The organism is Tenacibaculum sp. Bg11-29 (assembly GCF_002836595.1).
In the GTDB taxonomy this organism is placed as follows: domain Bacteria; phylum Bacteroidota; class Bacteroidia; order Flavobacteriales; family Flavobacteriaceae; genus Polaribacter.
This window is the reverse complement of the sequence record NZ_PJBB01000003.1, coordinates 3177963-3190753: the sequence shown is the minus strand read 5'-3', so window position 1 is coordinate 3190753 and position 12791 is coordinate 3177963. Positions and strand designations below refer to the sequence as shown.

At 30.0% G+C, this 12791-nt stretch carries 16 protein-coding genes; 6 read left to right on the top strand and 10 right to left on the bottom strand.

The window, feature by feature from the left end; genetic code table 11:
- Positions 1–95: 95 nt before the first annotated feature.
- The gene (locus tag CXF68_RS14570) at positions 96–557 is read right to left on the bottom strand and encodes an Lrp/AsnC family transcriptional regulator (RefSeq protein WP_101045860.1); all 462 of its coding nucleotides are present in this window, start codon (positions 555–557) and stop codon (positions 96–98) included.
- A 173-nt stretch (positions 558–730) separates the two neighbouring features.
- On the opposite strand from CXF68_RS14570, the gene CXF68_RS14565 reads away from it, so the two are divergent.
- Positions 731–1663 (top strand): NAD-dependent epimerase/dehydratase family protein, encoded by a 933-nt coding sequence (locus CXF68_RS14565; protein WP_101045859.1) that lies wholly within the window; start codon positions 731–733, stop codon positions 1661–1663.
- Positions 1664–1697: 34 nt separating this feature from the next.
- Entirely contained in the window at positions 1698–2540 is an 843-nt protein-coding gene (locus CXF68_RS14560; RefSeq protein WP_101045858.1) for a YitT family protein, read from the top strand.
- 88 nt (positions 2541–2628) lie between these two features.
- Here CXF68_RS14560 and CXF68_RS14555 read toward each other — a convergent pair whose 3' ends face one another.
- The 9 genes from CXF68_RS14555 to CXF68_RS14515 all read right to left on the bottom strand — a co-directional run bounded on the left by CXF68_RS14555 (position 2629) and on the right by CXF68_RS14515 (position 10445).
- The gene (locus tag CXF68_RS14555) at positions 2629–3240 is read right to left on the bottom strand and encodes a DEAD/DEAH box helicase (RefSeq protein ID WP_101045857.1); all 612 of its coding nucleotides are present in this window, start codon (positions 3238–3240) and stop codon (positions 2629–2631) included.
- Between the two features lie 116 nt (positions 3241–3356).
- The gene (locus tag CXF68_RS14550) at positions 3357–4478 is read right to left on the bottom strand and encodes an ABC transporter permease (protein ID WP_101045856.1); all 1122 of its coding nucleotides are present in this window, start codon (positions 4476–4478) and stop codon (positions 3357–3359) included.
- On the bottom strand, positions 4478–5584 hold the full coding sequence (locus tag CXF68_RS14545; RefSeq protein WP_101045855.1) for an ABC transporter permease: 1107 nt from the start codon (positions 5582–5584) through the stop codon (positions 4478–4480). Before CXF68_RS14545 ends, CXF68_RS14550 begins: the two co-directional genes overlap by 1 nt.
- Positions 5581–6309 (bottom strand): ABC transporter ATP-binding protein, encoded by a 729-nt coding sequence (locus CXF68_RS14540; RefSeq protein WP_101045854.1) that lies wholly within the window; start codon positions 6307–6309, stop codon positions 5581–5583. Before CXF68_RS14540 ends, CXF68_RS14545 begins: the two co-directional genes overlap by 4 nt.
- Complete coding sequence (locus tag CXF68_RS14535) at positions 6309–7211, bottom strand: ABC transporter ATP-binding protein (RefSeq protein ID WP_101045853.1); 903 nt, start codon at positions 7209–7211, stop codon at positions 6309–6311. The genes CXF68_RS14540 and CXF68_RS14535 overlap by 1 nt, the downstream gene beginning before the upstream one ends.
- Complete coding sequence (locus tag CXF68_RS14530) at positions 7212–7646, bottom strand: hypothetical protein (RefSeq protein ID WP_157821944.1); 435 nt, start codon at positions 7644–7646, stop codon at positions 7212–7214.
- Between the two features lie 25 nt (positions 7647–7671).
- Positions 7672–8568 carry an HlyD family secretion protein gene (locus CXF68_RS14525; protein ID WP_101045851.1) on the bottom strand — a complete coding sequence of 299 codons (897 nt, stop codon included), beginning with the start codon at positions 8566–8568 and terminating at the stop codon, positions 7672–7674.
- Positions 8569–8584: 16 nt separating this feature from the next.
- On the bottom strand, positions 8585–9835 hold the full coding sequence (locus tag CXF68_RS14520; protein ID WP_101045850.1) for a TolC family protein: 1251 nt from the start codon (positions 9833–9835) through the stop codon (positions 8585–8587).
- Between the two features lies 1 nt (position 9836).
- A complete protein-coding gene (locus CXF68_RS14515; RefSeq protein WP_101045849.1) occupies positions 9837–10445 on the bottom strand; it encodes a TetR/AcrR family transcriptional regulator in 609 nt (202 codons plus the stop codon).
- 305 nt (positions 10446–10750) lie between these two features.
- On the opposite strand from CXF68_RS14515, the gene CXF68_RS14510 reads away from it, so the two are divergent.
- The 4 genes from CXF68_RS14510 to CXF68_RS14495 all read left to right on the top strand — a co-directional run bounded on the left by CXF68_RS14510 (position 10751) and on the right by CXF68_RS14495 (position 12787).
- Positions 10751–11056, top strand: a complete 306-nt coding sequence (locus tag CXF68_RS14510; protein WP_101045848.1) for a helix-turn-helix transcriptional regulator — start codon at positions 10751–10753, stop codon at positions 11054–11056.
- A 105-nt stretch (positions 11057–11161) separates the two neighbouring features.
- Positions 11162–11398: a thioredoxin family protein gene (locus CXF68_RS14505; protein WP_101045847.1), complete on the top strand. Its 237-nt coding sequence runs from the start codon at positions 11162–11164 to the stop codon at positions 11396–11398.
- Between the two features lie 11 nt (positions 11399–11409).
- Positions 11410–11817 carry an OsmC family protein gene (locus tag CXF68_RS14500; RefSeq protein WP_101045846.1) on the top strand — a complete coding sequence of 136 codons (408 nt, stop codon included), beginning with the start codon at positions 11410–11412 and terminating at the stop codon, positions 11815–11817.
- Positions 11810–12787 (top strand): permease, encoded by a 978-nt coding sequence (locus CXF68_RS14495; RefSeq protein ID WP_101045845.1) that lies wholly within the window; start codon positions 11810–11812, stop codon positions 12785–12787. Before CXF68_RS14500 ends, CXF68_RS14495 begins: the two co-directional genes overlap by 8 nt.
- Positions 12788–12791: the final 4 nt, after the last annotated feature.

The window sequence follows — 12791 nt, the reverse complement described above, 5'->3', positions numbered from 1 at the left end:
AGTTTTTGAAAAAGAAGGGAGTCTAAAATAAGTATGTTTTAGGTTATTTAAAACCTGTGTAGTTTATAGCTATGCAGGTTTTTTTGTGGATATTATTATAAATAATATTCCGTTTTATCTATTATATCTTTTAAAACAAAATAACTTTCAAGAATTCCGATATTATCTATTTTAGAGAGTTTTAAACGAATAAAATCATGATAATCTTCAATGCTTTGTAAGTTAATTTGTAAGAAAAAATCTACTTTTCCTGCCATATGATAGCATTTTTGCACATCTTTTAATTCTTTTATTTGCGCTTCAAATTTATCAATAAAACCCTCGTCATGATAACGTAGTGTAACCATACATATAGCAGTAACAGGTATGTTTATACGTTTTTTATCTAAAATAGCTACATACTTTTTAATTACATTTAATTTCTCTAAACGTCTAATTCTTTCATAAATAGGAGATATGGTTAAGTTTAGGGTTTCAGAAATTTCTTTCGCCGTTTTTTTACAATCAGCCTGTAAAATTCTTAATATTTTTAAATCAGTTTCGTCTAGTTTCATCATGTGTTTACAGTAAAAATTACTTTTTGTAATAAGTAACTACCTCTTAAAAAGTGATAATTATTTAATATTATAATTAAAAAGATAAAATTACTTATTTTAAGTAAGATTAAAGTTATTATTACTTGTAAATAACAGATTTGTATACTTTTGTATGGAATTAAATTAATTAGAACATGAAGATATTAGTTACAGGAGCAGGAGGGCAGTTAGGTACCGTTTTAACCACATCATTAAAAGAAAAATATGGTAAAAATGCCGTAATAGCTTCAGATATAGTTAAAATTGATGGTTATGAAGGTATTTTTGAATTGTTAGACGCTACAGATGAAGCTAGTTTAACTAAAATAGTAGCAGCACATAATGTTACTGAAATATACCATTTAGCAGCAATTTTATCTGCTAATGGTGAGAAAAACCCAATACAAACATGGGATGTTAATTTAAAATCGCTGTTTAATGTTTTACAGGTTTCTGTAAATCAAAAAATAGAAAAAGTGTTTTTCCCTAGCTCAATAGCTGTTTACGGACCAACAGCTCCAAAAATAGATACAAAACAAGATGCTTATTTAGATCCAACAACTGTTTATGGTATTAGTAAAGCTGCCGGAGAACATTGGGCACAGTATTACTTTTTAAGATATGGATTAGATGTACGTTCTATAAGATACCCAGGGGTTGTTGGATACCAATCTTTACCTGGTGGCGGAACTACTGATTATGCTGTAGATATTTATCATAAAGCAATTAATAATGAAGATTTTACTTGTTATTTAAGAGAAGATGCATGCTTACCAATGATTTATATTGAGGATGCAATTAGAGCAACTCTTGAAATTATGGAAGCACCTAAATCGCAAATAAAAGTTAGAACTTCATATAATCTTGCTGGTGTTAGTTTTACACCAAAAGAAATAACAGCTTCTATATTAAAATGGTATCCTGATTTTAAAGTTGTGTATACTCCTGATTTTAGACAAAATATTGCCGATTCATGGCCAGCATCAATAAACGATAATCCTGCTAGAAAAGATTGGAACTGGAAGCCTAATTACGATTTAGAGGCAATGACCAAAGAAATGATCACACAATTACAAAAACAAGAGTAAGTTTTTTAAATACTTATAAAAAAAGCTAATTATAATGGAAAACAAAAGGATAAGTGCTGAGCTTAAAAATTATGGACTAGTGTTTATTGGTGCTATTGTAGTTGCTTTAGCCTTTGGGTTATTTATAGTACCCTATAAGATTGTACCTGGAGGGGTTTTTGGTTTAGGAATTGTTATTAGTGAGCTCTTAGGTTTTTCATCTATAGGTATTATAGCACTATGCATTAATATTCCTTTATTGTTATTGGGAACTTGTTTCTTAGGAAAAAAAACTGGACTTAAAACAGCTTTTTTCATGATTTCATCTTCTTTTTTATTAGATTTTTTGTTAATAATAACTAAAAGTAGAATTATAGTTAATGACGTATTATTATCATCAATTTTTGGCGGTATTTTAGTAGGTGTTACAATTTTTTTAGTTAAAAAAGCAGGCGCAACAACAGGTGGACAAGATATTATTGCTAGAATTTTATCTCCAAAAATAAATGTTGATTTTAATCAATTGATACTTATTATTGATGCAATAATTATAATCTTTGGAATTTTTACTTTTGGAGATTATACAATGGCTACCTATTGTTTAATTACAATTATAGCCACAAGTAAAACAATTGAACATTTTATGAAACAAGATGTTCAGAATAAAACAGTGTTAGTTTTTTCTAAAAAGAATCATATAGTTCAAAGAAACATCACAAATAATAAAACTATTTCTAAAAATTTAATTAAAATAATTCATAAAGATTCTGATGAAAAAATGATTCTAATTACAAAAAACAATAAAAACTTATCTGTAATTGAAGCTGTTATTTATAATTCAGATCCTGAAGCTCAAATAATAACACTCGAATCTAATTTCAGCTTAGGAAATATATAATTAAACTATTTACAAACTTAAAAAAAGGTACTGTATAATAACTATACGGTACCTTTTTTTATGTTTTAATTGATCAGTATATTTTTAATTAAACAGCAACTGTTTTAGCATATTTCATAAAATAGTCTTCAAAACGTTTTAAAGCTGGGTACATTTTATCAGAATAAAGTACAAACTGACACTTATTAAGACTTTGTGTTGCAGCCATTAATGCAGTGTAAGAAGCGTTGTTTGTTAAAAACTGAGCATCATCAATACTAAATATCTTTAATTGTGAGGTACTTATACCTTCTAACAAAAGTAATTTATTTAATATTTTAGGTGTAGCAATAAGCACATCAACTCCTTCAAATATTTCTGATTTAAGTACATCAATATGAAGTTTTTCATCGGCTAAATAAACACGTAACTCATGATATCTAGTATACTTAAAAAAAGCATCGTTTAATGCTATTGCCTTATCATTATCTCCTGCTAAAACAATGGCTCTTGGTGCATTACCAACAACCTCAAATTTTAATTTATGCAAGGTAGTAAGTATAAGCGCCGTTGTTTTTCCGCTACCTTCAGGTGCTGTACAATAGGTATTGGCACCACTCTTTATTACAGGAATGCTTGCTTTCTGAAAAGGAGTAGGTATTGTTATTTCTAGAGATTCTAATTTCTCTTTAATATCGGCATGTAATTTTTTAAAAGGCATAGATAGGGTACTAAACAAATGATTATTTACAGAAATGTAAGGCGGCAAATATACAATTAAATTGATGTAATTATTTTTTTATAGTTTTTTTTGAAAGTAATAAGATAGCTGTATAACTACGATGTTTTTTTATAGCTCCAAACAGCTAAACCATTCATGAAAACAGCAAATAAGAGTGTTTTTAGTAACTGTGGATAAACGTCTACAATGCCAGCACCTTTTAGCATAACCATACGCATAACTTCTACAAAATACTTTATTGGGTTAAAAGCGGTGAGTACTTGTGCCCACTCAGGCATGCTTTCAATAGGAGTGAACAAACCACTCATTAAAATAAAAATAACAGTAAAAAACCAAGCAATAAACATAGCTTGCTGTTGTGTGTCTGTAAAATTAGAAATAAACAAACCGATTCCTAAAATAACCAGAATATAAATAGATGTGTAAAAATACAATAGCGATAAACTACCAATCATTGGAACCTTAAATATCACTTTAGCTAAGATTAATCCAACAGTTAGTAAGCCCATTCCGATTACCCAAAACGGAAATAATTTACCAATAATAAACTGACTTTTCTTTATTGGAGTTACATTAATTTGCTCTAGTGTTCCAATTTCTTTTTCACGAACAATGTTCATTCCTGAAAGAAATAATGTAATCATCGTAACCAGTAATACTAAAATACCAGGTACCATAAAGGTTTTATAATTTAGGGTTTTATTATACCAAAAAAGCGGAATGGTTTCAATATTTATTGGTTGCATTTGTTTGTTTGAAGGTTGTAATACATCAACTTTTAAATTTTGATTAAAGCGTTGAATTACCTGTGTTACATATACATTTTCAACCCCAGCTGCTGCACCATCAATGGCATTAATGGTAACACCCAAACTATTGTTTTTATCTTTTTGTAAATCGCGTTCAAAATATTGCGGAATTTCTAATACAACATCTACGTTTCCTTTTAACATGGCTGAACTTGCTACTGCTTCCGAAGGAAAACTTGTTAATACATTAAAATACGTTGACGCATTAAATTTTTCTAGTAATGCTCTTGATGTTGATGTACGGTCGTTATCGATATAACCAAACTTAATATTTTTAATTTCAAAAGTAGCTGCGTTAGATAAAATGACAAGTTGGAGTAGTGGCAGCACAAAAATAATAGGCAACATTCCTTTGTTCCTGAAAATTTGCTTGAACTCTTTTTGTATGATGTATAAAATTGTTTTCATTATTCGAGTCTGATTTTATATTTCTTTACACTTAAAGCCATAAAAAAGAGTGTCATTCCTATTAAAATTAAGGTCTCCTTCCATATAAACTGTAACCCAACTCCTTTAAGCATAATTCCTTTAATGATAATAATAAACCATTTTGCAGGAATTATATTACTAATAAGCTGTAATGGTAAAGGCATGCTTGATATTGGAAAAATGAATCCAGATAATAATATTACAGGTAGCATTAATCCCATTAAAGAAATCATCATTGCTGTTTGTTGTGTTTTAGATATAGTTGATATTAAAATACCTAAAGCCAATGCTGTTATTATAAAAAGAACACTTTCAAAGCCTAATAAGAATAAACTTCCTTGAACGGGCATTTTAAAAATAAACATACTTAATGCAACAATAACTACAGCATTAATAATAGACAGAAATATATAAGGAAATACCTTACCTATAATTACTTGAATAGGTTTAATTGGTGATACTAAAAGTATTTCCATGGTTCCTAATTCTTTTTCTCTAGTGATAGAAATAGAAGTCATCATTGCCGAAACCAACATTAATATTATAGTCATAACACCAGGAACAAACATGTACACACTTTTTAGCTCAGGGTTATAAACCATTCTTGTTTGCGGTGTAATTTGATATGAAACCTTGTTACCTTTATTTAACTCCTTTTGATATTGTTTAAGAATAGCATTTACATAATTACTTATCGCATTTGCGGTATTTGGGTCTGTCGCATCAGTAATAATTTGAATCGTTGCTTTGTGCTCTTTAATTAGATTTTCACCAAAACCTTTTTCAAAATTTAAAACAGCTTTTACTTTTCCTTTTTTAAAAATGGATTCAATAGCTGACTCTTTTTCAATAATTTGTTTAATGCTAAAATATTTTGAGGCTCCTATTTTAGTAATAATCTCTTTGGTATTAACATCTTTAGAATGGTCTAAAACAGCAATGTTTACATTATTAATTTCATTAGTTATGGCAAAACCAAATAATAAAATTTGAGCAATTGGCATTCCGAAGAGTATAAACAACGAGCGTTTATCTCTAAAAATATGGTAGAATTCTTTTTTTACAAAACCTATAAAACGCTTCATCCTCTTGCTAGTTTTAAGAATACATCATTCATATTTGTTACTTTAAACTGTTCTTTAAGTTTTTTGGGTGTATTTAAAGCTTCTATTTTACCATTTACCATTATAGAAACACGATCACAATATTCTGCTTCATCCATGTAGTGTGTGGTTACGAAGACGGTAGTTCCTCGGTTTGCAGCCTTATAAATGAGTTCCCAAAACTGTCGTCTGGTAATCGGATCTACGCCTCCGGTTGGTTCATCTAAAAACACAATTTTAGGATCGTGAATTAAAGACACCGAGAATGACAATTTTTGTTTCCATCCCAATGGTAAAGTCCCTACTAATTTGTTGGCTACTTTTTCTAATCCTAATTCTTCAATTAAAGCATTCGATTTTTCTTTGATTCGTTTTCTTGACAAGCCATAAATACCACCAAAAAAAGTAATATTTTCTTTCACTGTTAAATCGTCGTACAAGGCAAATTTTTGGCTCATATATCCGATATTTTTTTTAATAGCTTCAGCTTGTGTAAAAACATCAAACCCTGCTACTTTAGCTTTCCCAGAAGTAGGAGTAGAGATGCCAATCAGCATTTTCATTGCCGTTGTTTTCCCTGCGCCATTTGCTCCTAAAAAACCAAATATTTCGCCTTTTTCAACTTCAAAAGTAATTGCGTTTACAGCTGTGAAATCACCAAATACTTTGGTTAATTCTGCTACTTGTATAACTTTGTTATTGTCCATTATTTTGCTAGTTCCATAAAAGTATCTTCAATAGTAGCTGTAGTTATTTCAATTTTTATATTGAATAAATTTTTGCTTTCTAAATAGGTTTTCAATTCTTTCGGATTAAAGTCCGTTCTGCTATCGGTGTAATGTACAAACTCACCAAAAGGATATACACTGTGGTTATGCACATACTCTTTTAAACTATTAATTAAATGATACATGTTATTAGCCGACACATTGTAAATTGGTTTTGGATAATGCTTTACAATAGCGTTGGGAGTATCAATCTCTAAAATTTTTCCATTTTGAATAAGTGCAATTCTATCACACAAAGCAGCTTCATCCATATAAGGTGTTGATACTAATATGGTAATTCCTTTTTGTTGCAAGCGCTTTAACATGTCCCAAAACTCTTTTCTCGAAACAGGATCTACACCAGTAGTAGGCTCATCTAAAAATAAGACCTTTGGTTTGTGAATTAACGCACAACACAATGCCAATTTCTGTTTCATACCACCAGAAAGTTTTCCTGCTCTACGGTCTTTAAATGGTTCAATTTGAACATAAATATCTTTAATTAAATCGTAATTAGCCTCAATGGTTGTTCCAAAAATAGTGGCAAAGAAATTTAGGTTTTCTTCAATCGTTAAATCTTGATATAACGAGAATTTACCAGGCATATAACCAACGTTATTTCTAATGCTTTTATATTCATTAACCACTTCAAAACCTGCAACAGTCGCAGTACCTTCGTTAGCTATTAAAAGTGTGGTTAAAATTCTAAAAAGCGTGGTTTTACCAGCGCCATCTGGCCCAATTAACCCAAAGAGTTCACCTTCATTTACATTAAATGAAATGTTCTCTAAGGCTTTTACGTTTTTAAAAGATTTTGATATGTTACTAACAGCAATACTCATTTATTTAAAATAGTTAGCATACCCAGCTAAATGTTTTTCCATGGTCTTAAAATTAGCTTTACAGATTTCTAAATTTCCAGATTCTAAACCTTCAAAAATCGGCATCATTGGTTTTAGGTAATTGTGTAATTGATTGTGTGCTTCGCCTTTCATAGTACATTTTTGAAAGATGGTTGTAAATTCGGTTTCTAATTCATTTTTTAGGGTAGCATAGGCTGCAACATTTTTTCTATCTGAAAAAGAGTGCATTATCTGTTGCATTTTCTTAATACCTTGAGTCGTTTCTATATTGGTTTGCCACAGTTTTGTATTATCTAAACGAACACCTTCAATTTTTATAGATTTTACGTCAATCTCTTTTTTATTTTCTGAATTACAAGCAGTTAATAATGTAACTACCGTAATTAATAATAGTATATTTTGTTTTATCATCATTTGTTTATATTTATTAGTATAAGGTTTATTTATCAGTAGAAATCCACATTTCAGCAGGCATTCCAATTTTTAAGCTTCCGTCATTTGGTACCTTTATTTTTACAGCATATACCAAGGCAACACGTTCTTCTTTTGTTTGAATAATTTTTGGCGTAAATTCAGCTTCAGCAGCAATCCAACTAACAGTTCCTTTATAAGATTTCATGGTGCTATTCGCATCAATTTTTACGGTAACTCCTTGCCCTATACTTAAATTTGCTAATTGTGTTTCACTTATATACACTCTTAGCTGCATCGTACTTAAATCGGCAATTTTATATAGCGGTTTTCCAAAAGCGGTAATTTCATTTAGTTCAGCATATTTGTTTAAAACAGTACCGTTTACAGGATTAATTATTTTGCTTTTTTGTATTTTATATGCTATTTGTTTTAATTGAATATCAATAGCTTCTAGTTCATTTACAGCAGGAGCATTGTTAATTTCTACGCTTCTAATCTGACTTTTCACAACCGCTATTTCACCTTTAATAGCATCTAATTGTTTTTGTGTACCAGCATTGTCTTTAATTAAATTCTCAATTCTACGTTCGTTTTTGTTGGCTGTTTTTAATTGGGCATTCAACACATTAATTTGAGATAACACGCCTTTAGATTTAGAATTAATTACAGACTTCGCTATTATAAGTTGTTCCCGTTGTAGGGCTAGTGGAATGGTATCTACATAACCTATAAATTTATTCACTTCCAACTTATCGCCTTCATTAAGATCAAATTGCATTAATTTTCCGTTATTTTCAGCTGAAATAGTTATTTCTGTGGCTTCAAAATTGCCATAACCATCCGCTTTTTCATTAGTATCACTACAAGAAAAAAAGTTGGCTGTGATAATACTTATTCCTATTATATAATTATTGTTTTTCATTTTCTGTATAAATTATTTATTGCCCTTTAATTACGTTGTAATTAGCTTTAGCAAGTTGTAATTGTATTTTGTTTTTTACCAATATATTTTCATCTTCATATAAATTAGTAAGTTCAGTAATATAGGCTGAAGATGTAATAACACCGTTCTTAAGCTGTGAAGCGGCAGTTTGTAAAACTTCTTTTCTAAGATTTATAATTACTTGATTTGCTGCTATTGTAATTGCTGTTTTTTCAATTTCCTTTTGCTGCTTGTTTAATTTAATCGTAGTATTTAACTTAAAAATTGCTGACTCATTAGCAACAATACTTTTATTAATAGCTAATGATTGGCGTTGCTTTTTATTCGAATTCCAATCAAAAACATTCCAATTTAGTTTAACACCAACGGTATAAAATGGCTGAAAATAATTATCAAGCATATTCAAACCAGGGTTTCCGTATCCACCAGTAGCAAAACCATGTAATTTTGGTGCTTTTTGTTTTAATAGTAGGTTTTCAAAACTTTCAATTTCATTTTTTTTGAGTTCAAACAACTTCAACTCAGGCCTATTTAAAGCTCCTTGTAATTGAGTCGTTATAATTGGGTTTTGAAACAAGGTCAACTTATTTAAAGGTTTACTTATTAAGCTTGAAAGTGACTCTATTAAAGAAGCCTTATTGTTTTCGACCTCATTAATTTGTAGTTGTACTTTTAGTAATTCAACTTCTAATACTTTGTCAGAAGCGGGTAGGAGTACGCCATATTTTACAGCAGATTTTACTTCTTTAAACTTTGCTTGTAATTGTGTTTTTTTAGCTGCTAACAACAACGTAGTTTCTTGTACTAATAAAACAGAAAAATAGAGTTGGTTTATTTGTTGCTTTAATTGATATAAAGTAACCGCTACCTGTTGTTGTTTGGTTTTTAATTGAATAGCTTTTGCATTTAACGTTGCGTTTATAATCCCTCCGTTATAAATTAATTGGTTTACAGAAACCGTTGCACGATATTGCTCTTTATTTAAGGGCTCTATATTCGCATTCGGAATAGGTATTTTAATAACATCAGATTGATATGTTGCTTGTGCGTTTAAATTAATTTGCGGCAATTTTGATGTTGCTATTACAGCAGCATCTAATTTATTCTGCGCTTCCAACAAATTTAATTGTTCAACTAAAGGATAATTGTTCGTTACTAACTGGTAACATTCCTTTAATGTAATACGCTCTTGTGCCGCAGTAGGCAGCGCGATTAATATTGTTAAAATGAGTATGAAACGTTTCATTTTATACGTTTTTTATTGAATTGATAATGAAATTAGAAACCTCTATTTTACGATCTTCCATCAGTTGTTTGTAGGTAGTGTCATCAGTATCTGTAAATGCCATGATTAATGGTTTAGCAACAAACGGAAAAATATTTAATGCCATTATATTTATAAATAGTTGCGCTGCACTTATAGGTTTTATGATGCCTTTTTCAATTTCTTGCGCTACCTGAATTTTAAATTTATCTAAATTAGGAAACCCTTTGTTTTCTTTTAATTTTAAAATAAAATCAGGATTTCTATTCAGTTCCTGAATGATAAAACTGGGTAAATAAGGATGCTTAATAATAAAGGTTATATAGTTTGATGTAAACTTTTTTATTTTCTCTTCAATACTAGAATCGTCATTTAAAATAACATTTAATTGAGGAGCCAATAGTGAAAAAGCATTTTTAAAAACTGCTTCAAAAAGTAATTGTTTACTTCTATAATAATAATGTAGCATTGCTTTGTTAATACCTGCTTTATCTGCTATTTCTTGCATGCGAGCACCATTCATCCCTTTAGATTGAAAAATGTTTTTAGCAGCACTTAATATTTGTTCTTCGGTGTTTTTATCTTTTGTCATATCTAACTATATAGTTTAACCATTTGGTTAACAAATGTACAAATAATTATTTAATGTGGATAAATGGGAAAAGTATTCATAGTTTAAAACTATCTTAAAAGATAGTAAAACCAAGTAGTAGAGATTGTTTTGCTGGGTTCACTTAAGGTGAAAATTAGTAGTAAACTTCCATATTTTAAAACAATGAAATGCAAAAAAAAAGCAACTGATATGTTTTAGTTAAACTGGTAAATGAAAAATATGAGTGCACGTGATAAAAGTCATATTTCAATATAAATACCTATCGTACATTTACGATAAGAGATATGAAAAGAACTTTAGAACATATAGCATACAATGAAAATACGGAAGCTTTATCTAAATACGCTAAAGCATTAGGACATCCTACACGTATTGCCATTTTAAAACATCTTGAAAAACAATCGTGTTGTTTTACTGGAGATTTGGTTGATGTATTACCAATTTCTCAATCAACAGTATCACAACATTTAAAGGAGTTAAAAAATGCAGGTTTAATTCAAGGAGAATTAAAACCGCCAAAAATAAAATATTGCATCAATAAAGAAAACTGGAAAATTGCAAAAATGTTATTTCAACAGTTTTTTGATTGAAATTTTTAATCGCAGGGCGATAGCCAAGGGGTAAATTCCCCGAGGCTTGCATCGAGGTAATTCATTAAGTACATCGTCTATTGGCGATAAACAAATATAAATACTATGACCAAAATTATTAAAATATTAGGAACAGGTTGTCCAAAATGCCAATCAATGACAGGTGTTGTTAAAGAAGTAGTTGCTACAAATAACATTGATGCTACTATTGAAAAAGTGGAAGATATAATGAAAATTATGGAGTTCAACGTAATGATTACACCTGCTTTGGTAATAGATAATGTAATTACAATTAAAGGTAGAGTACCTTCAAAAGAGGAGGTATTGGCACTGTTAAACTAATAAAACCGACTATGAATTATCAAATCAAGGCTTCAGCTGTTTCAAAACAAGATGCAGTTGTTCATATAAAGCAATCAAATATAGCTTTTGGCACAACATCAAAGACTGCTGAAACCTTGCCAAATCCTGCCGAATTATTCTTAGGTTCTTTTGCTTCCTGCATATTAAAAAATGTGGAGCGCTTTTCTGGTATGATGAAATTTAAGTATACCAAAGCTACCATTGAAGTAAATGCGATACGTCTTGAAAATCCGCCAAGAATGGAAAATATTAGTTACAGTTTAACAATTTACAGCAACGATAAAAAATTGAATCCAGACTTGCTTAAAAAGAACATTGAAAAGTTTGGTACTATTTACAATACGGTAAAATTGTCTTGTTCAATCTCTGGTACTATTAACACGATTAAAAATGTTTGATTGGATACAAAATATAGCAGATTGGTTTGTTTATGATACCTTAAATTTAAGTAAAGAGGAGCATTTAGCGGAAGCTTTAAACTTCTTTATTTATGATAGCACAAAGATTTTAATCTTACTTTTTGTAGTCATCTTTTTTATGGGAATCGTTAATAGTTACTTTCCTATAGACAAGGTTAAAAACTACCTGTCAAGAAATAAATTATTCGGATTGGAATATCTTATGGCAAGTCTTTTTGGTGTGGTAACACCTTTTTGTTCTTGTTCATCAGTTCCTTTATTTATTGGTTTTGTAAGAGGAGGAATCCCGTTAGGTGTCACCTTTTCTTTTTTAATTACTTCGCCATTGGTTAATGAAGTAGCCATTGGTCTTTTTATTGGCTTGTTTGGTTTAAAAACAACAATACTCTATGTAATTAGTGGTGTGTTATTGGGCACAATATCTGGTATCATACTTCAAAACCTAAAACTAGAAGGCTATTTAACACCTTGGGTAAAAGAAATATTAGCAAACGCTCAAAGAGACCAAGACATATTTAAAGTAGAAAAACAAACCTTTAAACAACGCTTACCAATTATTTGGGCAGAAGTAGCAAAAATAGTTAAAGGTATTATTCCTTATGTTTTAGTTGGTATTGCAATTGGTGGATTAATGCACGGTTATATTCCAGAAGGTTTTTTTGAAAAGTATATGAATAAAGACAACCTTCTTGCGGTTCCTATTGCTACAGTTTTGGCTATTCCTATGTACTCGAATGCTTCAGGTATACTTCCGGTAGTTCAGGTATTGGTGGCTAAAGGGATTCCCATAGGAACTGCAATTGCTTTTATGATGGGAGTCGTAGGATTATCATTACCAGAAGCAATGCTCTTAAAAAAAGTAATGACCTTAAAACTAATTGCCATCTTTTTTAGTGTCGTTACACTTTGTATCATCATATCAGGCTATTTATTTAACATCATATTATAAAATC

What these genes read in the sequence shown, in the direction of transcription:
- CXF68_RS14570 (WP_101045860.1), bottom strand. Translation starts at nt 557, where the DNA reads ATGATGAAACTAGACGAAACTGATTTAAAAATATTAAGAATTTTACAG.
- CXF68_RS14565 (WP_101045859.1), top strand. Translation starts at nt 731, where the DNA reads ATGAAGATATTAGTTACAGGAGCAGGAGGGCAGTTAGGTACCGTTTTA.
- CXF68_RS14560 (WP_101045858.1), top strand. Translation starts at nt 1,698, where the DNA reads ATGGAAAACAAAAGGATAAGTGCTGAGCTTAAAAATTATGGACTAGTG.
- CXF68_RS14555 (WP_101045857.1), bottom strand. Translation starts at nt 3,240, where the DNA reads ATGCCTTTTAAAAAATTACATGCCGATATTAAAGAGAAATTAGAATCT.
- CXF68_RS14550 (WP_101045856.1), bottom strand. Translation starts at nt 4,478, where the DNA reads ATGAAAACAATTTTATACATCATACAAAAAGAGTTCAAGCAAATTTTC.
- CXF68_RS14545 (WP_101045855.1), bottom strand. Translation starts at nt 5,584, where the DNA reads ATGAAGCGTTTTATAGGTTTTGTAAAAAAAGAATTCTACCATATTTTT.
- CXF68_RS14540 (WP_101045854.1), bottom strand. Translation starts at nt 6,309, where the DNA reads ATGGACAATAACAAAGTTATACAAGTAGCAGAATTAACCAAAGTATTT.
- CXF68_RS14535 (WP_101045853.1), bottom strand. Translation starts at nt 7,211, where the DNA reads ATGAGTATTGCTGTTAGTAACATATCAAAATCTTTTAAAAACGTAAAA.
- CXF68_RS14530 (WP_157821944.1), bottom strand. Translation starts at nt 7,646, where the DNA reads ATGATGATAAAACAAAATATACTATTATTAATTACGGTAGTTACATTA.
- CXF68_RS14525 (WP_101045851.1), bottom strand. Translation starts at nt 8,568, where the DNA reads ATGAAAAACAATAATTATATAATAGGAATAAGTATTATCACAGCCAAC.
- CXF68_RS14520 (WP_101045850.1), bottom strand. Translation starts at nt 9,835, where the DNA reads ATGAAACGTTTCATACTCATTTTAACAATATTAATCGCGCTGCCTACT.
- CXF68_RS14515 (WP_101045849.1), bottom strand. Translation starts at nt 10,445, where the DNA reads ATGACAAAAGATAAAAACACCGAAGAACAAATATTAAGTGCTGCTAAA.
- CXF68_RS14510 (WP_101045848.1), top strand. Translation starts at nt 10,751, where the DNA reads ATGAAAAGAACTTTAGAACATATAGCATACAATGAAAATACGGAAGCT.
- CXF68_RS14505 (WP_101045847.1), top strand. Translation starts at nt 11,162, where the DNA reads ATGACCAAAATTATTAAAATATTAGGAACAGGTTGTCCAAAATGCCAA.
- CXF68_RS14500 (WP_101045846.1), top strand. Translation starts at nt 11,410, where the DNA reads ATGAATTATCAAATCAAGGCTTCAGCTGTTTCAAAACAAGATGCAGTT.
- CXF68_RS14495 (WP_101045845.1), top strand. Translation starts at nt 11,810, where the DNA reads ATGTTTGATTGGATACAAAATATAGCAGATTGGTTTGTTTATGATACC.